The organism is Nitratireductor mangrovi (genome assembly GCF_007922615.2).
GTDB classification, from domain to species: Bacteria; Pseudomonadota; Alphaproteobacteria; order Rhizobiales; family Rhizobiaceae; genus Mangrovimarina; species Mangrovimarina mangrovi.
Map to the genome: position 1 here is coordinate 4,114,708 of NZ_CP042301.2, position 22,821 is coordinate 4,137,528.

Annotated in this window: 20 protein-coding genes; 16 read left to right on the forward strand and 4 right to left on the reverse strand. The window is 66.2% G+C overall.

Annotated features, from left to right (window positions below; translation table 11 throughout):
* Positions 1-43 precede the first annotated feature (43 nt).
* The 6 genes from rpmI (at position 44) to FQ775_RS20245 (ending at position 5,397) form a co-directional block, all read left to right on the forward strand.
* The gene (rpmI, locus tag FQ775_RS20220) at positions 44-250 is read left to right on the forward strand and encodes a 50S ribosomal protein L35 (RefSeq protein ID WP_146300783.1); all 207 of its coding nucleotides are present in this window, start codon (positions 44-46) and stop codon (positions 248-250) included.
* Between the two features lie 37 nt (positions 251-287).
* Positions 288-689, forward strand: a complete 402-nt coding sequence (rplT, locus tag FQ775_RS20225; protein ID WP_146300784.1) for a 50S ribosomal protein L20 — start codon at positions 288-290, stop codon at positions 687-689.
* Positions 690-824: 135 nt separating this feature from the next.
* Positions 825-1,910: a phenylalanine--tRNA ligase subunit alpha gene (gene pheS, locus FQ775_RS20230; RefSeq protein ID WP_146302034.1), complete on the forward strand. Its 1,086-nt coding sequence runs from the start codon at positions 825-827 to the stop codon at positions 1,908-1,910.
* Entirely contained in the window at positions 1,907-2,323 is a 417-nt protein-coding gene (locus tag FQ775_RS20235; RefSeq protein ID WP_146300785.1) for a GFA family protein, read from the forward strand. The genes pheS and FQ775_RS20235 overlap by 4 nt, the downstream gene beginning before the upstream one ends.
* Positions 2,324-2,327: 4 nt before the next feature.
* Entirely contained in the window at positions 2,328-4,775 is a 2,448-nt protein-coding gene (pheT, locus tag FQ775_RS20240) for a phenylalanine--tRNA ligase subunit beta (RefSeq protein ID WP_146300786.1), read from the forward strand.
* Positions 4,776-4,794: 19 nt separating this feature from the next.
* Positions 4,795-5,397 carry a nucleotidyltransferase family protein gene (locus FQ775_RS20245; RefSeq protein ID WP_146300787.1) on the forward strand — a complete coding sequence of 201 codons (603 nt, stop codon included), beginning with the start codon at positions 4,795-4,797 and terminating at the stop codon, positions 5,395-5,397.
* Positions 5,398-5,415: 18 nt separating this feature from the next.
* On the opposite strand, the gene FQ775_RS20250 is transcribed toward FQ775_RS20245, so the two are convergent.
* Entirely contained in the window at positions 5,416-6,417 is a 1,002-nt protein-coding gene (locus FQ775_RS20250; protein WP_146300788.1) for an aldo/keto reductase, read from the reverse strand.
* A gap of 199 nt (positions 6,418-6,616) precedes the next feature.
* On the opposite strand from FQ775_RS20250, the gene FQ775_RS20255 reads away from it, so the two are divergent.
* Both FQ775_RS20255 and FQ775_RS20260 read left to right on the forward strand, forming a co-directional pair.
* Positions 6,617-7,603: a Gfo/Idh/MocA family protein gene (locus FQ775_RS20255; protein ID WP_146302035.1), complete on the forward strand. Its 987-nt coding sequence runs from the start codon at positions 6,617-6,619 to the stop codon at positions 7,601-7,603.
* Positions 7,604-7,679: 76 nt separating this feature from the next.
* Positions 7,680-11,309 (forward strand): CHAT domain-containing protein, encoded by a 3,630-nt coding sequence (locus FQ775_RS20260; protein ID WP_167813068.1) that lies wholly within the window; start codon positions 7,680-7,682, stop codon positions 11,307-11,309.
* Between the two features lie 65 nt (positions 11,310-11,374).
* On the opposite strand, the gene FQ775_RS20265 is transcribed toward FQ775_RS20260, so the two are convergent.
* On the reverse strand, positions 11,375-13,069 hold the full coding sequence (locus tag FQ775_RS20265) for a glycine/sarcosine N-methyltransferase (RefSeq protein WP_146300790.1): 1,695 nt from the start codon (positions 13,067-13,069) through the stop codon (positions 11,375-11,377).
* Between the two features lie 429 nt (positions 13,070-13,498).
* Complete coding sequence (locus FQ775_RS20270; RefSeq protein WP_146300791.1) at positions 13,499-14,614, reverse strand: zinc metalloprotease HtpX; 1,116 nt, start codon at positions 14,612-14,614, stop codon at positions 13,499-13,501.
* A gap of 250 nt (positions 14,615-14,864) precedes the next feature.
* On the opposite strand from FQ775_RS20270, the gene dnaK reads away from it, so the two are divergent.
* The 4 genes from dnaK to pmtA all read left to right on the forward strand — a co-directional run bounded on the left by dnaK (position 14,865) and on the right by pmtA (position 20,068).
* A complete protein-coding gene (gene dnaK / locus FQ775_RS20275) occupies positions 14,865-16,781 on the forward strand; it encodes a molecular chaperone DnaK (protein WP_146300792.1) in 1,917 nt (638 codons plus the stop codon).
* A 181-nt stretch (positions 16,782-16,962) separates the two neighbouring features.
* Complete coding sequence (locus tag FQ775_RS20280) at positions 16,963-18,072, forward strand: acyltransferase family protein (protein WP_146300793.1); 1,110 nt, start codon at positions 16,963-16,965, stop codon at positions 18,070-18,072.
* A gap of 157 nt (positions 18,073-18,229) precedes the next feature.
* The gene (gene dnaJ, locus FQ775_RS20285) at positions 18,230-19,363 is read left to right on the forward strand and encodes a molecular chaperone DnaJ (RefSeq protein WP_146300794.1); all 1,134 of its coding nucleotides are present in this window, start codon (positions 18,230-18,232) and stop codon (positions 19,361-19,363) included.
* Positions 19,364-19,477: 114 nt separating this feature from the next.
* Complete coding sequence (gene pmtA / locus FQ775_RS20290; RefSeq protein ID WP_146300795.1) at positions 19,478-20,068, forward strand: phospholipid N-methyltransferase PmtA; 591 nt, start codon at positions 19,478-19,480, stop codon at positions 20,066-20,068.
* A gap of 9 nt (positions 20,069-20,077) precedes the next feature.
* Here pmtA and FQ775_RS20295 read toward each other — a convergent pair whose 3' ends face one another.
* Positions 20,078-20,542, reverse strand: coding sequence for a lysozyme inhibitor LprI family protein (locus tag FQ775_RS20295; RefSeq protein ID WP_167813070.1), 465 nt, complete (start codon positions 20,540-20,542; stop codon positions 20,078-20,080).
* 133 nt (positions 20,543-20,675) lie between these two features.
* On the opposite strand from FQ775_RS20295, the gene FQ775_RS20300 reads away from it, so the two are divergent.
* The 4 genes from FQ775_RS20300 to FQ775_RS20315 are packed head-to-tail and all read left to right on the forward strand — an operon-like array spanning position 20,676 to position 22,806.
* Positions 20,676-21,266, forward strand: a complete 591-nt coding sequence (locus FQ775_RS20300) for an NADPH-dependent FMN reductase (protein ID WP_146300797.1) — start codon at positions 20,676-20,678, stop codon at positions 21,264-21,266.
* Positions 21,266-21,964 (forward strand): orotidine-5'-phosphate decarboxylase, encoded by a 699-nt coding sequence (gene pyrF / locus FQ775_RS20305; RefSeq protein WP_146300798.1) that lies wholly within the window; start codon positions 21,266-21,268, stop codon positions 21,962-21,964. Before FQ775_RS20300 ends, pyrF begins: the two co-directional genes overlap by 1 nt.
* A 22-nt stretch (positions 21,965-21,986) precedes the next feature.
* Positions 21,987-22,280: a DUF1330 domain-containing protein gene (locus tag FQ775_RS20310; protein WP_146300799.1), complete on the forward strand. Its 294-nt coding sequence runs from the start codon at positions 21,987-21,989 to the stop codon at positions 22,278-22,280.
* Positions 22,270-22,806: a GNAT family N-acetyltransferase gene (locus FQ775_RS20315; RefSeq protein ID WP_146300800.1), complete on the forward strand. Its 537-nt coding sequence runs from the start codon at positions 22,270-22,272 to the stop codon at positions 22,804-22,806. The genes FQ775_RS20310 and FQ775_RS20315 overlap by 11 nt, the downstream gene beginning before the upstream one ends.
* The last annotated feature ends 15 nt before the right edge of the window (positions 22,807-22,821 follow it).

The window sequence follows — 22,821 nt, forward strand, 5'->3', positions numbered from 1 at the left end:
GAGCGAAAGCGAACACGCCGTGAGCCACAACGGAGACAGCAAAATGCCCAAGATGAAGACCAAGTCCTCGGTCAAGAAGCGATTCAAGATCACGGCGTCCGGCAAGGTCAAGGTTCAGGCCGCCGGCAAGCGCCACGGCATGATCAAGCGTTCCAACAAGTTCATCCGCAATGCGCGCGGCACGACCGTCCTCTCCGATCCCGATGCAAGGATCGTGAAGAAGTTCATGCCCTATGGCGGCGGCATCTGAGCCCCGTCCCGACAGCGTAGATTAAGGAGAACCGACAATGGCACGCGTGAAAAGGGGCGTCACCGCCCACGCCAAGCACAAGAAGGTCCTGAAAGCCGCCAAGGGTTTTTACGGCCGCCGCAAGAACACCATCCGCATCGCCAAGCAGGCGGTCGAGAAGTCGCTGCAATACGCCCATCGCGACCGCCGCAACCGCAAGCGCAATTTCCGCGCCCTGTGGATCCAGCGCATCAACGCCGCGGTGCGTGAGCACGGCCTGACCTATGGCCGGTTCATCGACGGCCTCAACAAGGCCGGCATCGAGGTCGACCGCAAGGTGCTGTCCGACATGGCGATCCACGAGCCGCAGGCCTTCGCCGCGCTGGTCGCCAAGTCGAAGGGCGCGCTCGAATACCTGAAAGACACCACGCCGAACGCTTTTGAGAGCGCTGTAGCCTAACCAGCGCCTTCCCAAGCTTTCGAAAACTGGTAATTGGGAAACCCGCGCTGGCAGGGCCGGCGCGGGTTTTTCTTTGCAACCGCGTCCTACGCACCACGGTAGCCGAGACGAAAGAGCGACGTCGTGACCGAACAGATGACTGACCTGAAGACCCTGGAGGCGACGCTGCTCGCCGAGATCGAGGCGGCCGCCGACGAGCCTGCGATCGAGGCGGTGCGCGTGGCCGCGCTCGGCAAGAAGGGCTCCGTCTCCGAGCGGCTGAAGCTGCTCGGCTCGATGAGCCCCGAGGAGCGCCAGCAGATGGGCCCGGCCATCAACGGGCTCAAGAACCGCATCACCGAGGCGCTGGCCGCCCGCCGCGCCGAGTTGCGCGACGCCGCCATTACCGCGCGCCTTGCCGCCGAGAAGGTCGACGTCACCCTGCCGGTGCGGCAATCGCCGGCCGAGCGCGGCCGCATCCATCCGATCAGCCAGGTGATCGACGAGATCGCCGCGATCTTCGGCGATCTCGGCTTCGCCATCGCCGAAGGGCCGGACATCGAGAGCGACTACTATAATTTCACCGCGCTGAACTTCCCCGAAGGCCACCCTGCGCGCGAGATGCACGACACCTTCTTCTTCCCGCCCGACGAGAGCGGCGAGCGCAAGCTCCTGCGCACCCACACCTCGCCGGTCCAGATCCGCACCATGGAGGCACAGAAGCCGCCGATCCGCATCGTCATCCCCGGCAAGACCTACCGACAGGATTCCGACGCCACCCACTCGCCGATGTTCCACCAGCTCGAAGGGCTGGTCATCGACAGGACCGCCAATGTCGCCAACATGAAGTGGGTACTGGAGGAGTTCTGCAAGGCCTTCTTCGAGGTCTCCTCGCTCAACATGCGTTTCCGGCCGTCCTTCTTCCCGTTCACCGAACCGTCGCTCGAGGTCGACATCCAGTGCGACCGCTCGAAGCCCGGCGAGGTGCGTTTCGGCGAGGGCTCCGACTGGATGGAGATCCTCGGCTGCGGCATGGTGCATCCCAACGTGCTGCGCTTCGGCGGGCTCGACCCGGACGAATATCAGGGTTTTGCCTGGGGCATGGGCATCGACCGCATCGCGACGCTGAAATACGGCATGCCGGACCTGCGCGACTACTTCAACGCCGACGTGCGCTGGCTCCAGCATTACGGCTTCCGCCCGCTCGACCTGCCGACGCTGTTCGGGGGGCTGAGCTCGTGACCGACACGCCCCACACCGGCGGCTGCCGTTGCGGGGCCGTGCGCTTTTCGGCCGCGGCCGCCCCGCATCACGTCAGCTATTGCCATTGTGTCGACTGCCGGCGTGCCTCCGGCGCGCCGGTCTCCGCCTTTGTCGGTTTTGCCGCCGACAGTGTCAGCTTCGAGGGCGAGGCCCCGAGGCGCCATGAGAACGGCCCGGTCGCGCGCAGTTTCTGCGCCTCCTGCGGTTCGCCGATCGCCTATGCCGACAGCCGGCTTGCCGCCGACATCTGGATCATGCTCGGCGCCATGGACCAGCCGGCGGCCTACAAGCCCACCCACCACGCCTGGGTGCGCGAACAGCTTCCTTACGTGCACATGCCGGATTCGCTGCCGCGCCATGTGAAATCCAGCGTGCCCCGACCGACGGAATGACGAGATGAAATTCACCCTTTCCTGGCTCAAGGACCACCTCGAGACCGAGGCCTCGCTCGACGAGATCGTCGAGCGGCTGACCATGATCGGCCTCGAGGTCGAATCGGTCGACGACAAGGCGGCGCTGAAGCCTTTCGTCATCGCCCGCGTGCTGACGGCGGAAAAGCATCCCGATGCCGACAAGCTCAAGGTGCTCATCGTCGACACCGGCTCCGGCGATCCCGTGCAGGTCGTGTGCGGCGCGCCCAATGCCCGCGCCGGCCTCGTCGGCGCCTTCGCCGCGCCCGGCGCCTGGATCCCCGGCATCGACGTCACGCTCTCGGTCGGCAAGATCCGCGGCGTCGAAAGCCGCGGCATGATGTGCTCCGAGCGCGAGTTGCAGCTCTCCGACGAGCACGACGGCATTATCGACCTGCCGGAGGACGCGCCGGTCGGCACCTCCTTCGCCCAATGGGCGAAGCTCGACGACCCGGTGATCGAGATCGGCCTCACGCCCAACCGGCCCGACGCCACCGGCGTCCACGGCATTGCCCGCGACCTTGCCGCCGCCGGCCTCGGCACACTGAAGCCGGGAGCTGTCGAGCCGGTCGAAGGCAAGGGCGAATGCCCGGTGAAGGTGGCAATCGAGGCGCCGGACATGTGTCCCGGCTTCGCGCTCCGTCTGGTGAGGGGCGTCAAGAACGGCCCCTCGCCGAAATGGCTGCAGCAGCGTCTCGTCGCCATCGGCCTCAGGCCCATCAATGCGCTGGTCGACATCACCAACTACGTGACCTTCGACCGAGGCCGCCCGCTGCATGTCTTCGACGCCGCCAAGGTCAAGGGCAATCTCGTCGTCCGCCGGGCCCGCGCCGGTGAAAAGGTGCTGGCGCTCGACGGCTACGAATACGAGCTGACGCCCGAAATGTGCGTGATCGCCGATGACAACGGCGTCGAATCGATCGCCGGCATCATGGGCGGCGAGCTGTCCGGCTGTGATGAAAGCACCACCGACGTGCTGATCGAATCGGCGCTCTGGGACCCGATGGTCACGGCGCGCACCGGCCGCGAGCTCGGCATTATCACCGATGCGCGCTACCGCTTCGAGCGCGGCGTCGACCCCGAGTTCATGGGCGCCGGGCTGGAGCTCGGCACCCGCATGGTGCTCGAGTTCTGCGGCGGCACGCCCACCGGGCCCGAAATCGTGCTGGGCACGCCGACCTCCACCGAAGGGGAAATCGTCGGCGAAACCGGCCATCATTATCGCGAAGTCGATTTCCCGCTTGCGGAGACGAAACGTCTGACCGGGCTCGATGTCGACCGGGCCGAAAGCATCGACATCCTCAGGCGCCTCGGCTTCATGCCGAAGGGCGCGACCGACGGCGAGAACGTCCGCTTCGTGGTGCCGTCCTGGCGTCCCGATGTCGAGGGCAAGGCCGATCTCGTCGAGGAGGTGATGCGCATTCACGGCGTCGACGAGATCGCGCCGCAGGCGATGGTCAGCCACGACGCCGTCAACGGCCGCATCCTCACCACGCTTCAGTTGCGCACCCGCGCCGCCCGACGCGCGCTCGCCGTGCGCGGCATGATGGAGGCGGTCACCTGGTCCTTCATCCCGGAAAAACACGCTGCGCTTTTCGGCGGTGGCCAGCCGCGGCTGAAGCTGTCGAACCCGATCGCGGCCGAGATGTCCGACATGCGGCCCTCGCTGCTGCCCGGGCTGATCGCCGCCGCGCAGCGCAACGCCGATCGCGGCTTCAACGACGTCGCCCTGTTCGAGGTCTCCGGCACCTATGAGGGCGATGGCCCCGACGACCAGCGCCGCGTCGCCAGCGGCGTGCGCCGTGGCACGGCGACGCTGGAAGGTGCCGGCCGCCACTGGGCCGGCAATGCGCCGACCGTCGGCGTCTTCGACGCCAAGGCCGATGCGCTGGCAGCACTCGAGGCCTGCGGCGCCCCGGTCGACAAGCTGACGGTCGAGGCAGGCGGCCCGGACTGGTACCATCCCGGTCGCTCCGGCACCATCAAGCTCGGGCCCAAGGTCGTGCTCGGCACGTTCGGCGAGTTCCATCCGAAGACGCTCGAGGCGCTCGACGTCTCCGGCCCGCTCTGCGGATTCGAGATTTTCGTCGATGCCGTTCCCGAACCCAAGGCCAAGGCGACGCGCACCAAGGCGCGGCTCGACCTGTCGCCGTTCCAGGCGGTGCGGCGCGACTTCGCCTTCGTGGTCGAAAAGGATGTCGAGGCCGGTGTGCTGACGCGTGCCGTCGCGGCCGCCGACAGGAAGCTCATCACCAATGTGTCCGTCTTCGACGTCTTCGAGGGCGCGTCGCTTGGCGAGGGCCGCAAGTCGGTCGCGATCGAGGTCCAGATCCAGCCGGTTGAGAAGACCCTGACCGACGAGGATTTCGAGGCGCTCGCCGGCCGCATCGTGGAGAACGTGAAAAAGCAGACTGGCGGCGTGTTGCGCGGTTGACCTTCGGAGGCGCGGCGCCATGGATCATTTGCGCCTCGCCGGTCAGCCGGGGTCGGTACAGCGTGCCGCCTTTCTCGACATCGTGATGGCCGACCCGCTGGTGGCTGCGGCGCTTGGCGGTGCCCGCCGGCTCGGCCTGCCCGACTGGTGGATCGTCTCCGGCGCACTCTACAACACTGTCTGGAACGCACTGACCGGACGCCCGTCAGGCCACGGCCTCAAGGATGTCGACCTGTTCTATTTCGACGGTAGCGATCTCTCCTGGGAGGCCGAGGATGCTGTCATCCGGCGTGGCAGTGCGATCTTCGCCGGGCTGCCGAAGCCGGTCGAGATCAGGAATCAGGCCCGCGTCCATCTCTGGTACGAAGACCATTTCGGGCAGAAACGCGCGCCGCTCGCCTCCTGCCGTGCCTCCATCGCTCAGTTTGCCTCGCGTACCCACGCCGTCGGCATCCGCCTCGACGATGCCGGTCAGGTCGAACTGGAAGCGCCGTTCGGCCTCGACGACATATTCTCCTTCCGCATGACGCCGAACCGCGTGCTCGACAACCGCGCCACGCATGAAGAGAAAGGCGCCCGCGCGCGTCGGAACTGGCCGGAAGTCACGGTCGTGCCGTGGTAGGGCAGGAGCGGCCCGGCCTTACCTGTTGGCGTCGCGGGCCATCTGTTCCGGATAACGCGCGCCGGCGATGTCGTCCGGCGCGACGAGCCCGCCGATCTCCGCCACCTCGGCGTCGCTGAGCACGATCGAGGCGGCGGCCACGTTCTGCTCGAGATTGGCGATCTTCCTCGAACCGGGGATCGGCACGATAAAGTCGCCTTGCGCCAGCACCCAGGCGAGTGCGAGTTGCGCCGCGGTCACGCCTTTCGCCGCAGCGAGCGCTTCGAGCTTCGCCACCGCGGCCAGGTTGCGCTTGATGTTTTCCTCCTCGAAACGCGGCAGCTTGCGGCGGAAGTCGTCGGAGCCGAGCTGGTCCGACGACCGGATCGCCCCGGCCAGGAAACCGCGCCCGAGCGGGCTGAACGGTACGAAGCCGATGCCGAGGTCGCGGCAGGCCGGCAGCACTTCGGGCTCCGGGTCGCGTGTCCACAGCGAATATTCGCTCTGTACGGCGGCGATCGGATGCACGGCGTGTGCCCGGCGGATGGTGGCCGCACCCGCCTCCGAAAGGCCGAGCGCGCGCACCTTGCCCTCGCGCACCAGTTCCGCCATCGCCCCGACGGTTTCCTCGATCGGCACGTCCGGGTCGACGCGATGCTGGTAGAAGAGGTCGATGACATCGATCCCGAGCCGCTTCAGCGAGGCCTCGGCCACCTCGCGCACATGTTCGGGGCGGCTGTTCAGGCCCGCCGTGCCGGGCACCTGCATCGGGCCGTTCTCTCCCTGGGCGATATTGAAGCCGAACTTGGTCGCGATCTTTATCTGGTCGCGCACCGGCTTCAGCCCCTTGCCGACCAGCACTTCGTTGGTGAACGGCCCGTAGACCTCGGCCGTGTCGAAGAGGGTCACGCCGAGTTCGACGGCTCGGCGCAGCGTCGCGATGGCGTCCTTCTCGTCCTGGCCGCCATAGGCGTGGCTCATGCCCATGCAGCCCAGCCCCACCGGAAACACTTCGAGTTCGCCGAGTTTTCGCGTCGTCATCTCACTTCACCCTGATCGTGGATTGGCCGTCGGCGGACGCCGGACCGAAGTGATTTTCGCAGGCCAGGGCGTCGGGGGCAATGGCAATCGGCTGCGAGTCGACTGCTCCGTTGGCCTGCGGGGCTGCTTTCGCTTGCTGTAGCGTGCTATGCCGCGTCACCCGCTTTCAAGGAGACGACTGCAAATGACCGACACCTCATTGTTTCGCTGGGGCATTCTGTCAACGGCCAAGATCGCCCGCGATCACCTGCTGCCGCAGATTCAGGAAGCCGAAAACGGGGTTGCGACGGCGATCGCCAGCCGCGACGTCACCCGCGCGCGAGCGCTGGCCGACCGCTTCGGCGTACCGCATGCCTTCGGCTCCTATGAGGAACTTCTCGCCTCTGATGCGATCGACGGCGTCTATATACCGCTGCCGACGTCCCAGCATGTCGAATGGGCGGTCAAGGCGGCCGATGCCGGCAAGCATGTGCTGGTCGAGAAGCCGCTGGCGCTTGCCGCCGGTGACATCGCCCGCGTCATCGAGGCCCGTGACCGCAACGGCGTTCTGGTCGTCGAGGCCTTCATGGTCACCTACCACCCGCAATGGAAGAAGGTGCGCGAGTTGGTCCGCGGTGGCGCCATAGGCCGGCTGCGCCATGTGCAGGGCGCCTTCGCCTATTTTAATGTCGACCCTGATAACATGCGCAATCGTCCCGAGCTCGGCGGTGGCGGCCTGCCCGACATCGGCGTCTACCCGACCGTCACCACTCGCTTCGTCACCGGTCAGGAGCCGCGCCGCGTGCAGGCCGTGGTCGAACGCGACAGCAATTTCGGAACCGATATCTACGCCAGCATCAAGGCCGATTTCGGCGAGTTCGAGCTCTCCTTCTATTGCTCGACACAGATGGCCCTGCGCCAGTCCATGGTCTTCCACGGCGACAAGGGGTTCGTCGAGGTCCACGCGCCGTTCAATGCCGGCGACTACGATCATCACCGCATCGAGTTGCACAATGCGGACCACACCGAGGCGTCGGTCTTCCGCTTTCCCGCGACCCGCCAATACCGGCTGCAGGTCGAGGCTTTCGCGCGCGCCGCCCGTGGCGAGGACGTGGAGGTCTTCAGGCTTGAGGATTCGGTCAACAACCAGAAGCTGATCGACGCGATCTATCGTGCCGGCGGCCATGACGGCTGGGAGCCGGTCTGAACGACCTCGCAGCTTTTTCCGCGCCGCGCCTTGCTGCGGCCATCCCCGCGCGCTTCGATGCGTCCGGGTTTGGGTAATGAAGCATTTTTCTTGGCCATATGCGCGGGGCGATCACCGGCGCGGCAGGTTCGCCAGCCTTGTCCTCGCCGTTTCGCTGGCAATCGCGGCGCCGTCTCATGCCGGGCCGGCAGAGGATGCGGACACGAGCGCGGCCGCCGTCCAGCAACTGATCGATGCCGGCCGCGCCGTTGACGGCGAGACGACGGCACGCGCGGCTGTCGCTGCGGCCGAGGCGGCGCTCGGCGAGGATGCTGTCGCGACCGCCAATCTCTACCGGCTGCTTGGCGACACGCTGTTCGAGCAGCGCCGCTACGACGAGGCGGAACCGGTCTTTCGCAAGGCGCTCGCGGTTCGCGAGGAAAAGCTTCCCGCCGGCGACCCGGACATCGCCAATTCCGTCCACGATCTTGCCATCACGCTGAAGTCGCTGCAGCGCTTCGACGAGGCGGAAGAGCTTTATCGCCGGGCGATGACGATCCGCGAGGCTGCCTTCGGCGCCAGCCACATGGAGGTCGCCAGGACCTGGTTCGCGCTCGCGCGTCTCGAGCAGGCGCGCGGCGATGCCGAAGCGGCGGTGCAACGGCTCGACAGCGCCATCGAGGTCGGCCTTGTTGCCGCCGGCGAGGCCGACCGCACCGTCATCCAGTGGCTCGGCGAACGCGCCTTCATCCTCCACGACGCCGGCGATCTCGAAGCCGCCGAGCCTGCCTACCGCCGGGTGCTTGTCGCCGCGGAGGCGGCTTTCCCCGATGGCGACCTCCATCTCGCCTCGTGGCGCCAGGGGCTGGCCAACCTGTCTTTTTCAACCCGCCGGCCGGCCGAGGCCGAACAGCTCTACCGCGCCGCGCTCGCGGCGCGCGAGGCTCACCTCGGGCCCGGGCACGCCGCCGTCGCCGCCTCGCTCGAGGGCCTCGGCCGCGCGCTGGAGCGCCAGCGGCGCGACGACGAGGCGGTGGCCGCCTATCGCCGCGCGCTGCCGATCCGCGAAAAATTGAACGGCGCGGAATCGCCCGCGACCGACGCCTTGCTGATGCGTATCGGCGTGGCCTTGATGGGGGGCGAACACCCGGTCGAGGCCGAAAAGGTTTTCCGCCGGCTGCTCGCCTTGCGCGAAGGCAAGGAGGGGCCGGACGGCGCCGGCGTCGGCGAGATCGCGCGCTGGATCGCCAACGCCGCCAATGCCGGCGACCGCACCGCCGAGGCGGAGATATTCTCCAAGCGTTCGCTGTCGATCAGCCTGGCGACCCGCGGCCCCGACGATATCCTGACCGGTTTCGACTTCCTCATGCTCGGCCTGCTCTATTCCGGCCAGCAGCGTTTTGGCGAGGCCGACCCGCTGCTCTTGCGGGCGCTGGCGGTCATGGAGGCCGCCGGCAACCAGCTCGACAATGTCGTGCTGGCCCGCACCGCGCTCGCCTATGCGCGTTTCAGCCAGCGCCGCCTCGACGAGGCCGCCGACCTCACCCGGCATTCCCTTGAAGAGATAACCGCCGCGCGCGGTGCCGATGCCCCCATGGCCGCCGAACTTATGGTGACTCTGGCGCATATCCGGCTCGACCGCGACGAACTCGACGAAGCCGAACGTCTCGCCATCCGCGCCCGCGAAATACATCGTAGCAACCCGGCCATGCAGCGCTCCTTCGTGCGCGCCGGCTCCCTGCTCGGCCGCGTCCGCATGGCGCAGGGCCGCTTCGACGAGGCGGCCGCGCTGTTCGAGGCCTCGCTGCAATGGCTGGAAACGCGGTTCGGGAAGGATGGCAGCGACATCGTCTCCGCCCTCGACGATGTCGGCGAGGCGGCGTTCATGCGCGATGATCTCGCCGCCGCCGCCAGCGCCTTCGAGCGTGCCGTCGCCATCACCGAGCGTCTGGCGGCGATCGACGCCAGAAATGCCTTTGCCAGCCGCACCGGCACCATCGAGGACCAGGCAATCAGCCGCGGCGCCATCTTCGACCGCCTCGTCAAGACCTATGACCGCCTGGCCCTGGCGCGGCCCGCGCGGCGCGCCGAAATGGCCGAGAAGGCATTCCTGGTCGCGCAGCGCGTCATCGATTCGCGCGCATCGGCCGCCCTGTCCCAGCTCGGTGCGCGCAATGCCGCCGGCAGCGGCGACCTCGCCGCTCTGGTCCGCGAGCGCCAGGACCTGGTCGAGGACTGGCAACGCCGCGACCGCCGCCTGACCGCGCAGCGCGCGGCACTGTCATCGGAGAAAGCTGGCGACGACCTCGCCGCGCTCGAATCGCGCCTCGCCGGTGTCGACCGCCGTATCAAGGCGATCGACAAGCGGCTGTCGTCCGCGTTTCCGGACTACGCTGCCTTGCGCCGTCCGGCCCCGGTCGGCTTTGCCGCAGTGCGCGCCGCGCTCGCCGCCGACGAGGTGCTGCTCTTTTACGCCGATACCAGCCCGCTCGGCACCATCGGCTTCGAGACCTATCTCTGGGTCGTCCCCAAGAATGGCGCCGCGACCTGGCTGCGGCTTGAAGCGGCAAGCGGCGACCTTTCCGCCGAGGTCGCCCGCCTGCGCGGCCTGATGCGGGTCGGCCCCGAGACGCGCGGCGCCAGATCGCTGGTTCTCGACGGCGGCGCCGACCGGATCGGCGAGGTCATCGAGGCCGCCCTCTCGCTCCACGGCGCGGTCCTTGCCCCCGCCCGCTTGATCGGGGGCAAGAAGCTCGTCGTGGTGCCCTCGCGCAGCCTGGCGAGCCTGCCTTTCCATCTGCTGGTCTCGGCGCCGGCGCCGGAGGCCAGCCGCGACCGCTACCGCGATGCCGGCTGGGTCGTGCGCGACCACGCGATCACCGTCCTGCCCTCGGTCTCGGCGCTTGCCGCGCTCGGGGCCGCTGCCCCGCCGGCGCCCGGGCGCGAGCCCTATCTGGGCTTTGCCAATCCGCTTTTGACCGGGCCTTCGGGGGACGACCGCAGGGCCTTCGCGCGGGACGATTGCGGGCCGGCACCGTCTCCGGATGTGCAGGTCGCGGCGGCCGTGCTCCCCGAGCCCGCCACGCTCTACCGCGGCAACGCCACCGATGTCGACGCCGTGCGGCGGCTGATCCCGCTGCCGGAGACCGCCGACGAGGCCTGCGCCATCGCCTCCGCGCTGGCCGCGCCCGACGATGCCCTCCGCCTCGGTGGTCATGCCAGCGAGGCGGAGGTCAAACGCCTTTCCGGCAACGGCCGGCTCGCCCGCGCCGCCATCGTGCATTTCGCCACTCATGGCCTCGTCTCCGGCGATTTCTCGGGCCTTGCCGAGCCGGCCATCGTGCTTACGCCGCCCGCCGCGCCTTCGCTCGAGGATGACGGGCTCCTGACCGCCTCGGAGGTCACCGCGCTCAGGCTCGCTGCCGACTGGGTGATCCTGTCGGCCTGCAACACGGCTTCCGGCGAAGGCGGCGGCGAGGCGCTTTCCGGCCTCGCCCGGGCCTTCTTTTATGCCGGCGCCCGCGCGCTGCTGGTTTCGCACTGGCCGGTCCAGTCCGACGCCGCCGTCAATCTTGTCACCGGCGCCGTCTACGCGATGGTCGCCGACCCGGCTGCAGACCGGGCCGAGGCGCTGCGCCGTGCCATGCTCGCGGAGATCGAGGCCGGCGGCGCCCGCGCCGACCCGGCCGCCTGGGCGCCCTTCATCCTGGTCGGCGCCGCGCGCTGACACCCACGGAAAAAGGCGGCGCCCCGTTGCCGGAGTGCCGCCCTTGATCGGGGATGCCGGCCTGATCAGCCCGGCTTGCGGAAGTGCTGGATGCCCCAGGCGAGGTGGCCGGCATCGGCCGCCTTCACCCAGTTCTTGAGCCCGACCACCATCTTGTCGAGATATTCGGCCGACGCGCCGCTGTCGCGCAGCTTGCCGTAATTGGCCTCCAGATCCTCGCGCACGCGATCGTAGTGGGTGCGCAGATGGCTGGTCAGCTCTTCCTGCGACACCACCTCGAAGCCGAGCGCCTGCGCCGCCTCGCGATAGAAGCGCATTGAGCCCAGGCTGTTGAGCTGCAGCCGGTCGTAGACGGGCTGCAACACGCCCTCGGGCACGTCGTCCGCCTGCATCGGATCGGTGAACACGAAATGGCCGCCCGGCTTCAGCACGCGCCACACTTCCGCCAGCACCTTCTCGCGCTGGTCGGAGTGCAGGATCGCATCCTGGCTCCATACAATGTCCTGGCTGGCATCGGCCTCGGGAATGTCCTCGAACACGCCGTGCACGACCTTGATCCGGTCGGCAAGCCCCGCGCGCCGGTTCTTGTGGCGGTTGGTGTCGTTCTGGGTTTCGGAGATGTTGAGGCAGGTCGCCTCGCCGCCGAACTTCTTCACCACGTGCCGCATCGAGCCGCCATAACCGGCGCCGATGTCGAGGATCTTGGTGTCCTTGCGGATCTCGGGCAGCTTCGCCGCCATCCGGTCGACCGTCACCACGCTGGCGTCGCGGATGTCCGACGTGGATTCGTAGATACCGATATGCAGGTCTTCGCCGCCCCAGATGGTGGAGTAGAAGGTGTCGGCGTCGTCGCCGTCATAATAATCCTCGGTGACGTCGCGAATGTCGGTTTCGCCGTGCTCGCGCGTGCCGCCGCCCCAGCGCACCACATGCAGCGTCGACTTCTCGGCCACATGGATGAAGAAGTCGGGGTCGTTCTCCGCGTATGTCTCCTGGAAATCGCCATAGGTGCGCACGCGCTGGAAGCCGGCTTCCGCCAGCAGCTTGCGGACATAGTTCTTGCGGATCGGACACAGGTTCAGCGTGTATTCGGCGCCGTCCGGGAAGCTGTATTTGAAACGCACCAGGCTGTCGTCGATATGCTCGGGCTCGGCGGTGACCTTGTCGCCGCAATAGTAGAATTTGTGCTTGGAGCTGAAGCCCTCGTCGAGCATCGTGTCGTAGTTGCGCTGGTCGAGGATCAGGATGCCGTCATGCTTAAGCGCGGCGTAGAATTCCGCCAGCGCCCGGCGGCGGTCCTGCTCCGTGTGCAGATGGGTGAAGGAATTGCCAAGGCAGATGATCGCGTCATACTTGCCCTGGATGTCGCGGTTGAGCCAGCGCCAGTCCGCCTGCACCGTCTTCAGGATCAGGCCGCGCGACTGCGCATTCTGGAACGCTTGCGCCAGCATCGCCGCCGAGCCGTCGGCCGATGTCACGTTGAATCCGGCCTCGCTGAGCCGCACCGAATGGAAGCCGGTTCCGCAGGCAACGTCGAGTACGGTTTCCTTGCCGCGGGCGCGCAGCACGTCGATGAAGAACTGGCCCTCGCTTTCGGCCCGCGCGGTCCAGTTGATCAGTTCGTCCCACTTTTCCACGAACGACATCACATATTCGCCGCGATAGAGGTCGGTCTCGCGGTCGGCCAGCGGGTCGTCGCCATAAACCTGTTCGTCGAGCTCGAGCTCGGCATTTGTCTGTTTCAGGGCTGCTTGGTTCATTTCGCTCTCCGTTTCGCCGGTTCGGCATGGTCCGGCGGCCTGCCCGGGACAGGCAGCCCGCTAGGCGCGCGGCGCCGTGAGCGGCGCCGCGCTGGTGGTTCGCTTGTCAAACGCCTTGGCCCAGCCGGGCGTGGCGCTGTCCGCGCAGCGGCGCGCCGGGAGCGCGCGGTCTGTAGGCTGCGAGGACGAAGTGGCACCGGTGTGCGCATACTGCGCAGGCCCCTGAGGTCGGGGCGGCCACTTCAGTTGCGGCGCAGGATATAGCCGATCAGCGACATTGCAAGGTCTGATAGCGACATTCCTTGCACGGCGGGGCGTGAATGCCGCCATCTTCTTGGAATGGCGGTTGAAATTGCCGTCGATGAATTTGTCGGCGCCGGCCGTCCTTGTCCGGCAGCCATGCCGTATCCCGGTTCTATTTCGGCGCCGTCACCACCAGACGTAGCCGCGGCCGGGCCGCAGTCGCGGCTGCTGACGCGGCGGGTCGATGCTGGCGTGCAGGCCGGGGTGTCCGTTTTCGGGGAAATTCAGCCGCTCTGCCGGCATCAGCGAAGCAATGCGCCGGTAGTCGGACGCGTGTCGCCGGCTGGCACCGACGCTCGGGATGAAGCTTGGCCGGCGTGTGCGCGGCGCTCCCGTCGCGTCGAGCGACGGCGGCAGGTCGGGCAGGTCGCGCGCGCCCTTGAGGGCGTTGAGGCGGCGAACCCGTTCTTCCGTCGGCGGATGGGTGCGCAGCAGCGACGGGTCGGGAATGCGCCCCCCGGGCAGCATCAGGCTCTCCCACAGTCGGCCCTGCGCGCGCTCCAGCTTGGCGAGTGCCGAGGCGAGGCCATCCGGGTCGCCGGTCAGCATGGCGGCGCCCAGGTCGGCGTCGTATTCCCGGGTCCGCGACAGGCCCATCTGCAAAAGGCCACCGATGGTCGGGGCCGCCATCAGCACCACGACGGCGATCCAGGGCACCTGCGCCGCATAGCCGCCGGCGAAGCCGAGAACGTTGAGGATCAGGGAGAACAGCCCCACGGTCGACATCAGCGAGGTGAAGCGCGACACCATGTCTGCGAATGCCATGACGCGGACGTCCTCGTGGACGATGTGGCTGATCTCGTGTGCCATGATGCCGGCGAATTCGCGCGCCGTCATGCGGCGCGCCAGCGCGTCGGTTACGGCGATCGCGGAGTCCTCGCGCCGCCCTACCGCGAAGGCATTCATCATCCGTGACGGCACGATGTGCAGTCGTGGGGCCGCCGGCAGTTCGGCGCGCGCGGCCAGTTCCTCGACGATGGCGACGCCCTGCGGGAACTCGGCCCGGGAGACCGGTCGGGCCTTGTACATGGACAGGACCGCGCGCGGGCTGACTTGCCGCATAAAATACATCGACACCGCGCCGACGCCGATCGCGTAGAAGACGGCGATGAGCCCGCCGAAAGCCCAGGCGCAGACGGCCAGGATGGCGAGGCTGCCACCGGCGAGCAGCCATGTATGCACCGTGTTGAGCAGCCGGCTACGCCGCTGCTCGGTGATGTCGAGATGGGTTGCGGGGCTCATGCGGCGAATATGGGGGCTCGACGGCCGTTTGCCGAGTCGGCGTCCATGCGGCGAAAAACCGTATCGCTGCATGCATTTCGAGGAGAAAACCGCCCCTGCCGGCGCTTGCACGCCAAAACAGCTGTTCTTATATACGCCGCGAACGCTCGGCACCCCGCCTCCCGGGATTGTGTGGAGCGCTTTCGTTTGAAAAGGGGCTTTCGCCGGAACGCCTGATCGGGTCCTGAAAGCCTGCTAGCGGAGAGAAGATATGGCAAAAGTAATCGGTATCGACCTGGGAACGACCAACTCCTGCGTCGCCGTGATGGACGGCAAGGACGCGAAGGTGATCGAGAACGCGGAAGGCGCGCGCACCACGCCGTCTATCGTGGCGTTCTCCGACGGTGACGAGCGTCTCGTCGGACAGCCGGCCAAGCGCCAGGCGGTCACCAATCCCGAAGGCACGGTTTTCGCGGTCAAGCGCCTCATCGGACGGCGCTACGACGATCCCGTGACCGAGAAGGACAAGAAGCTTGTCCCCTACAAGATCGTCAAGGCAGACAATGGCGACGCCTGGGTCGAGGCCCAGGACAAGAAATATTCCCCCTCGCAGATTTCGGCGATGGTGCTCCAGAAGATGAAGGAGACGGCGGAATCCTATCTCGGCGAGAAGGTCGAGAAAGCCGTCATCACCGTTCCGGCCTACTTCAACGACGCCCAGCGTCAGGCCACCAAGGACGCCGGCAAGATCGCCGGCCTCGAAGTCCTCCGCATCATCAACGAGCCGACCGCCGCCGCGCTCGCCTACGGCCTCGACAAGAAGAAGGCCGGCACGATTGCCGTCTACGACCTTGGCGGCGGCACCTTCGACATCTCGATCCTCGAGATCGGCGATGGCGTGTTCGAGGTGAAGTCGACCAATGGCGACACCTTCCTCGGCGGCGAGGACTTCGACATGCGTCTGGTCAACTATCTGGCCGACGAGTTCAAGAAGGAGCAGGGCATCGACCTGAAGAACGACAAGCTCGCCTTGCAGCGCCTCAAGGAGGCCGCCGAGAAGGCCAAGATCGAGCTGTCGTCCGCTTCGCAGACCGAGATCAACTTGCCCTTCATCACCGCTGACCAGTCCGGTCCCAAGCACCTGACGATGAAGCTGACCCGGGCCAAGTTCGAGAGCCTGGTCGAAGACCTCGTCACCCGCACCATCGGGCCCTGCAAGGCCGCGCTCAAGGATGCCGGCATCCAGGCCGGTGAGATCGACGAGGTCGTGCTCGTCGGCGGCATGACCCGCATGCCCAAGATCCAGGAGACGGTGAAGCAGTTCTTCGGCAAGGACCCGCACAAGGGCGTCAACCCGGATGAGGTGGTCGCCATGGGCGCTGCCATCCAGGCCGGCGTGCTGCAGGGCGATGTCAAGGACGTGCTGCTTCTCGACGTCACGCCGCTGTCGCTCGGCATCGAGACGCTGGGCGGTGTGTTCACCCGCCTGATCGACCGCAACACCACGATCCCGACCAAGAAGAGCCAGGTGTTCTCGACGGCCGAAGACAACCAGTCCGCCGTCACCATCCGTGTCTTCCAGGGTGAGCGCGAGATGGCGGCCGACAACAAGATGCTCGGCCAGTTCGACCTCGTCGGCATCCCGCCGGCGCCGCGTGGCGTGCCGCAGATCGAGGTCACCTTCGACATCGATGCCAACGGCATCGTGAACGTGTCGGCCAAGGACAAGGGCACCGGCAAGGAGCATCAGATTCGCATCCAGGCCTCCGGCGGTCTCAGCGACGACGAGATCGAGAAGATGGTCAAGGACGCCGAGGTTAACGCCGAAGGCGACAAGAAGCGTCGCGAATCGGTCGAGGCCAAGAACCAGGCCGAGGCGCTGGTCCATTCGTCCGAGAAGTCGCTTGCCGACTATGGCGACAAGGTTTCCGAGGACGACCGCAAGGCGATCGAGGAAGCCATTGCCGCGCTCAAGACGGCTGCCGAGGGCGACGATGTCGAGGACATCAAGGCCAAGACCAACACGCTTGCCGAGGTCTCGATGAAACTCGGCCAGGCGATGTATGAGGCCTCGCAGGCCGAGGCGGCCGAATCCGACGCCCAGGCTGACGCAGCCAAGTCGGGCGAGGACGTGGTCGACGCCGATTTCGAGGAAATCGACGACGACGACAAGAAGAAGTCGGCCTGATCGAGAAGTCATGAAAAGGAAAAGCCCGGTCGCGCGCCGGGCTTTTTCTTTGCGCGGTCCGGCGACCGCAAGAATTCGTTAACCCTAATGTTCGGCAAAGGTCGACCTGAAGAATCCCCTAAATTAGGCTTTCTGCAACAATAGCCGGGCAAGGAATGGGCTTCGGTCCAGGGAACTCGACTTGCAGAAGCCGAACACGCATTACCGCATCTTCGAGACGTGGCGTCTCGTGGCGGCGCTCGCCATCATGATGTGGCATTTCCTTCGCTTCGCCCCTCCCGGCCACGAGGAGGCGAGTGCTGCGCTCTACCGCCTGATGCCGCTCATGGAGATGTTCTTCATGATCTCCGGCTACCTGATCATGGAGCGTTACTTCGACAGCCTGCTCAGCGATGCGGGTTCTTTTCGCCGCTACCTCATCCGCCGCATCGCCCGCTTCTATCCGCTCTACTTGGTGACGCTCGCCTTCTTCTGCGTCATCGCGCTGGCCATCGATGCCGGCATCGTCTCGACCGGCAATCCCGACCGCTACGACTGGTCGGCGCTGCCGGCGAATCTCTTTCTCCTGCAGGCCTGGGGCCTCACCGACACGCTGACCTTCAACTACGTCGCCTGGTCGATGTCGGCGGAGTGGTTCTGCTATCTGCTTTTGCCGGTGATCGTGCTCACTTTCGCCTGGGGCGGCAAGCCGGGCCTGGCGGCTCTGGCGTTGCTGTCGATCGTGGCGCTGGAGGTCGCGGTCGCGGCGGGTGTGATCCCGTTTGACAGCTGGCTCGAAGCCAACACCTGGGGCGCCTACCGCGCCTTCGCCGATTTCGCGCTCGGCGCCTTCGTGGCGATGGCGGCGCGCGACAGCCGCTGGCGGCTGCAAAGCCATCTGCCGGCCTGGCTCGCCTTTGCGCTCGCAGTCGCCGCGATGGCCACACGACAGGATTCCTACGTCATCGTTGCCCTTCTCGGCGCGGCGATCTTCTGCGCGGCGGTCGCCGAGCGCAACCGGCCCGAAGGCTCGGCCTATCTCGCCTTCCTGCATCCGGTCGGCAGGGTGTCACTCGGCATCTATCTCATCCACCCGGTCATCGAGAGCATCTTCTTCGCCATCATCTGGCGCAAGCTGGTCGAGCCGACAGGCATGGTCAGCTTCTACGTCTTCTGGTTGCTGCCGGCGCTGGTCGTGATCGTCGTAGCGATCCTCTCCGACCGCTATTTCGAGCGGCCGGTGGGCAAGTGGATCACCGGACGTTTTGCCGGCGGCTTGGCGATGCGCAGGCCGCTCGCTCCGGCCGAATGAAATCCGGGAATTCCACGCCGAAATCGCGAAAAACCGGCAAAAACCGCGACAAAATCCGCAGCTTGCTATGGCACTTGTGGCGCAGCTTTACTAAATCGTGGGCAAGATGCGCCGGGTGGATGGCGTGGCGGCGGGAACCAGGATTTATCGCAAACAGATGAAGGCCGATTTTTACGAGACCCTTGGCGTAAGCAAAGAGGCGGACGAAAAGGACCTCAAGGCCGCCTTCCGCAAGCTCGCAATGCAGTGTCATCCCGACCGCAATCCGGGCGATGGCGAGGCCGAGCGCCGCTTCAAGGAAGTCAACGAAGCCTATGAGATCCTGAAGGATCCGCAAAAGCGTGCCGCCTACGACCGTTTCGGCCATGCCGCCTTCGAGAACGGCGGCGGCGGTGCCGGCTTCGGCGGTTTCCCCGGCGGCGGCGGTGGGTTCTCCGACATTTTCGAGGACATCTTCGGCGAGATGATGGGCGGCCGCCAGCGCCGCTCCTCCGGTGGCCGCGAACGCGGCGCCGACTTGCGCTACAACATGGAAATCCCGCTCGAGGAAGCCTTTACCGGCAAGACCGCGCAAATCCGCGTCCCGTCGTCGATCGCCTGCGCCGAGTGTTCAGGCACCGGTGCCGAACCGGGCACGCAGCCGGTCACCTGCGGCATGTGCCAGGGCAGCGGCCGGGTGCGCGCCGCGCAAGGCTTCTTCTCGATCGAGCGTACCTGTCCGACCTGCCACGGCCGCGGCCAGACCATCAAGGATCCCTGCAAGAAGTGCTCCGGCCAGGGCCGCGTGGTCGAGGAGCGTTCGCTGTCGGTCAACATCCCCGCCGGCATTGAGGACGGCACTCGCATTCGGCTCGCGGGCGAGGGCGAGGCCGGTCTGCGCGGCGGGCCGACGGGCGACCTCTATATTTTCCTCTCGGTCACTCCGCACGAGTTTTTCCAGCGCGACGGAGAGAACCTCTACTGCACCGTGCCGATTTCCATGACCACGGCAGCGCTTGGCGGCTCCTTCGAGGTCACGACGCTTGATGGCACCCAAGCGCGCGTCAAGGTGCCCGAGGGCACCCAGAACGGCCGCAAGTTCCGCCTCAAGGGCAAGGGCATGCCGGTGCTGCGCCAGCACGCCGTCGGCGACCTCATCATCCAGGTCGCGGTCGAGACGCCGCAGAACCTGTCGAAGCGCCAGCGCGAGCTGCTTGAGGAGTTCGAGCAGCTGTCATCGAAGGAAAACAGCCCGCAATCGAGTGGCTTCTTCGCGCGCATGAAAGACTTTTTGGAATCCTTCGGCGAATAAACGCCAACATTCCGGAATATTAAGAGGAAAAGCTGCGCGCGGGGTTCGCAACCCTACCGCGCGGGCCTATATCAAGGTGACGTAACGACAGGGCTTTGCCCGCTGGAGACATGAATGCGCAAGGCGCTCAGCCAACGTTTCGACGAGGAGATCCGTTTTTTCAAAGGCTGGATCGACAAGCCCCGGGCCGTGGGTTCGGTGGTGCCGACCAGTTCGGTCACCGCGCGACGCATGGCGTCGGTCATCGACACCGGCTCGGGTCTGCCGGTTCTGGAGCTTGGCGCTGGCACCGGTGTCATCACCAAGGCAATTCTCGAGCGGGGCGTGAAGCCGGAAGACCTCTATTCGCTGGAGTATGCGCCCGAATTCGTCAGCCATCTCAAGCAGCGCTTTCCGCGCGTCAACGTCATCGAGGGCGACGCGTTTGATCTCGACACCACGCTGTCACATCTTCCGGACCTCGTTTTCGATTCGGTGGTTTCGGGGGTGCCGCTGCTCAATTTCCCGGTACCTAGGCGCATCGCCTTCGTCGAGCATGTTCTTGACCGCATTCCGGCCGGCCGGCCGATCGTCCAGATTACCTACGGTCCGATGTCGCCGGTCCCGCCTCGGCGCGGCAACTATACGGTCGAGCATTACGACTTCGTCGTTCGCAACCTGCCTCCGGCGCAGCTCTGGCTCTATCGCCGCCCGCTGACATCCTGACCCGTTCGGCTAAAGGCCGGCCCAGTCGAGGTAGACCGCCAGTTCGTTGGCGCGTCTTGCCGTCATCTCCATTATGCAGTGGGCACCGATCGGCTGTGCCATCGTGCCGCCTTCGAAGAAGGCATGCGGCATCGCGCAATTGGCGTCGCGATAGGCGATCCATTTGCGTTGCGCATCCTGCAGCCGCTCGAATGTCGCGGCCGTCAGCTTTTCGCGCAGGGCGTTGTAGTCGCGGTTGAGGAATTCATCCCAGATCGCCGACTCGCGGGCAAGGCACATGACCTGGCCGACCGTGCTCTGATTGCGCTCGTCGTCGAGGCAAGGCCCGCTCGCGACGCCGATGCAGTCGTTCCGGTCGCCCGGCGCGTCGGCGCCCGCTTCCAGCGCTTCCCCGACATCTTCGATGCAACGGCCGATCGCGGCGCGGTCCGCCTCGGTCGGCGCAAACTCGTCGGCGACAGCCGGTCTGGACACGAAAACAGTCAGCACCGCGCCGGCTACCGCCATTGTGGCTGTGAAAGAACGTAACCGCTCGGGCCTTGCCCCGATTGATTTGGCGGGCATATCCCCTATACCCGTGAGAGCACCGGAGGACTGAAGCGCAAACATGATACCGAAAATCCTCGTCTTCGCCGGATCGATCCGCACCGGCGCGTTCAGCGGCAAGACCGCGGATGCGGCCATGAAGGAACTGGCCATCCAGGGCGCCGACGTGACCCGCATTTCCCTGGAGGATTACCCGCTTCCGATCATGAATCAGGATCTGGAAAAGGAAAAGGGCATCCCCGAGAATGCGATGAAGCTTGCGCGGCTGTTTGCTGGCCATGACGGTCTTCTGGTCGCGAGCCCGGAATACAATGCCTCCATCCCGCCGCTGCTCAAGAACACGCTCGACTGGGTCAGCCGCGTGAGAAAGGACGGCAACGCTCCTTTGGGGCCGTACGACAACCTCGCTGTCGGCCTATGTTCGTCTTCCAACGGCGGCTTCGGCGGCGCGCGCGGCCTTTACCACCTGCGCGCCGTGTTGATGAACTGCGGAGCCGAGGTGGTCACCCCGCAATGCTCGGTCTCCGGCGCGGCCGACGCCTTCGACGAGGACGGCACGTTGAAGAACGAGCGCCAGCGCAACCTGATGGAGAAGGTCTGCCGCACGCTGATCGAGCGCGCGCGCATGCTGTCGACGCGGGTGGAGGTCTGATGGCGGCAACGGATTTCGCTGACAGGCTGATCGTCGGGCTCGACCTGCCGACGGTCGCGGAAGCCGAGACTGCGGTACGCGAACTCGACGGCATCGCTCGTTTCTACAAGATCGGCTACCGCCTCGCCTTCGCCGGCGGGCTCGATTTTGCCCGCGATCTCGTGGCCGACGGCAAAAAGGTCTTCCTGGACATGAAACTGCTCGACATCGACAACACCGTTGCCGAAGGCGTCGAGAATGTGGTGCGCATGGGCGTCACCATGCTCACCCTTCACGCCTATCCGAAGGCGATGCGATCGGCTGTCGACGCGGCCGAGGGCAGCGCACTCACGCTTCTTGCCGTGACCGTACTGACCTCGATGGACAACCGCGATCTGGCCGAGGCCGGCTACAGCTTCGATGCCCACGCGCTTGTCGAGCGCCGCGCTCGCCAGGCTCGCGAGGCCGGCATGGGAGGCGTTGTCTGCGCCGCGCCTGAGGCAGCCGCCGTGCGCAACATCGTCGGAACTGACATGGCCGTGGTGACGCCGGGTATCCGCCCCGCCGGCACCGCCCATGGCGACCAGAAACGGGTCATGACGCCCGCCGACGCGATCCGTGCCGGCGCCAGCCATCTGGTCGTCGCCCGCCCGATCGTTGGCGCGCGCGACCGCCGTGCCGCCGCACAGAAAATTATCGCCGAAATGCAACAGGCCTGAACGAACTTTCGGGGAGGAAGAGATGCCCAAAGCCTACTGGATCGCCCATGTCGATGTCCGCGATCCCGAGCGCTACAAGGACTATGTCGCGACCGCAAAACCGGCCTTCGAGAGGTTCGGCGCGAAGTTTCTGGCCCGCGGCGGCAGCTACGAGGTAATGGAGGGGGCCGGCCGAGCCCGCAACGTGGTGATCGAGTTTCCATCGTTCCAGGCCGCGACCGATTGCTACAACTCGCCCGAATACCAGGCCGCCAAGGCCATCCGTGTTACCGTCGCCGACGCCGACATGGTGATCGTGGACGGGTATGAAGGCTGACGCTGAGGCGTCCACGAAATGGCTGGTGCCGGCCGGCTATGCCATCCGGCTTCGGCGGGTAGAGGATGATCCGCTGCTGCTGGTGGTCGAGAACCGGGCCGCCGAACTCTTTCGCAATCACGGTTACCCCGACCTGGCGGACGATCCTTTCGATAACATGGAGGATTTCCGCGCGATGATTGGCGCGAACCGTGTCTGGGTCGCGATTGCTCCGGAAGGTCTTCCAGTTGGCTATGCGGTCGCCGGTCCATTGGATGATCTTGTGCACTTGCGCGAGTTGTCGGTCGACCCGGCGCACGGGCGCCGGGGCGTCGGGGCCGCTCTGGTAAGGACAGTGCTTGCGGCGGCTAAACATCAGGCCGCCGGCGGCGTAAGCCTCACGACCTTTCGCGATGTGCCGTTCAACCGGCCATTCTACAAGAAGCTCGGCTTCGAGGAGCTTCCGTCGCCGACGCGCCACAGTCGCTCCGCACCGCATTTGAAAATGAGCTGCCGCCCGGCGTCGACCCGAGCCAACGGCTGCTGATGATCCATAGGACGA

Bases quoted from the DNA above. Each gene is read 5' to 3' on its own strand.
- rplT (WP_146300784.1), top strand. From the start codon at position 288: ATGGCACGCGTGAAAAGGGGCGTCACCGCCCACGCCAAGCACAAGAAG.
- pheT (WP_146300786.1), top strand. From the start codon at position 2,328: ATGAAATTCACCCTTTCCTGGCTCAAGGACCACCTCGAGACCGAGGCC.
- FQ775_RS20310 (WP_146300799.1), top strand. From the start codon at position 21,987: ATGCCCAAAGCCTACTGGATCGCCCATGTCGATGTCCGCGATCCCGAG.
- FQ775_RS20250 (WP_146300788.1), bottom strand. From the start codon at position 6,417: ATGACGACGCGAAAACTCGGCGAACTCGAAGTGTTTCCGGTGGGGCTG.
- FQ775_RS20300 (WP_146300797.1), top strand. From the start codon at position 20,676: ATGATACCGAAAATCCTCGTCTTCGCCGGATCGATCCGCACCGGCGCG.
- pyrF (WP_146300798.1), top strand. From the start codon at position 21,266: ATGGCGGCAACGGATTTCGCTGACAGGCTGATCGTCGGGCTCGACCTG.
- pheS (WP_146302034.1), top strand. From the start codon at position 825: ATGACTGACCTGAAGACCCTGGAGGCGACGCTGCTCGCCGAGATCGAG.
- FQ775_RS20315 (WP_146300800.1), top strand. From the start codon at position 22,270: ATGAAGGCTGACGCTGAGGCGTCCACGAAATGGCTGGTGCCGGCCGGC.
- pmtA (WP_146300795.1), top strand. From the start codon at position 19,478: ATGCGCAAGGCGCTCAGCCAACGTTTCGACGAGGAGATCCGTTTTTTC.
- FQ775_RS20270 (WP_146300791.1), bottom strand. From the start codon at position 14,614: ATGAGCCCCGCAACCCATCTCGACATCACCGAGCAGCGGCGTAGCCGG.
- FQ775_RS20245 (WP_146300787.1), top strand. From the start codon at position 4,795: ATGGATCATTTGCGCCTCGCCGGTCAGCCGGGGTCGGTACAGCGTGCC.
- dnaK (WP_146300792.1), top strand. From the start codon at position 14,865: ATGGCAAAAGTAATCGGTATCGACCTGGGAACGACCAACTCCTGCGTC.
- rpmI (WP_146300783.1), top strand. From the start codon at position 44: ATGCCCAAGATGAAGACCAAGTCCTCGGTCAAGAAGCGATTCAAGATC.
- FQ775_RS20265 (WP_146300790.1), bottom strand. From the start codon at position 13,069: ATGAACCAAGCAGCCCTGAAACAGACAAATGCCGAGCTCGAGCTCGAC.
- dnaJ (WP_146300794.1), top strand. From the start codon at position 18,230: ATGAAGGCCGATTTTTACGAGACCCTTGGCGTAAGCAAAGAGGCGGAC.
- FQ775_RS20260 (WP_167813068.1), top strand. From the start codon at position 7,680: ATGAAGCATTTTTCTTGGCCATATGCGCGGGGCGATCACCGGCGCGGC.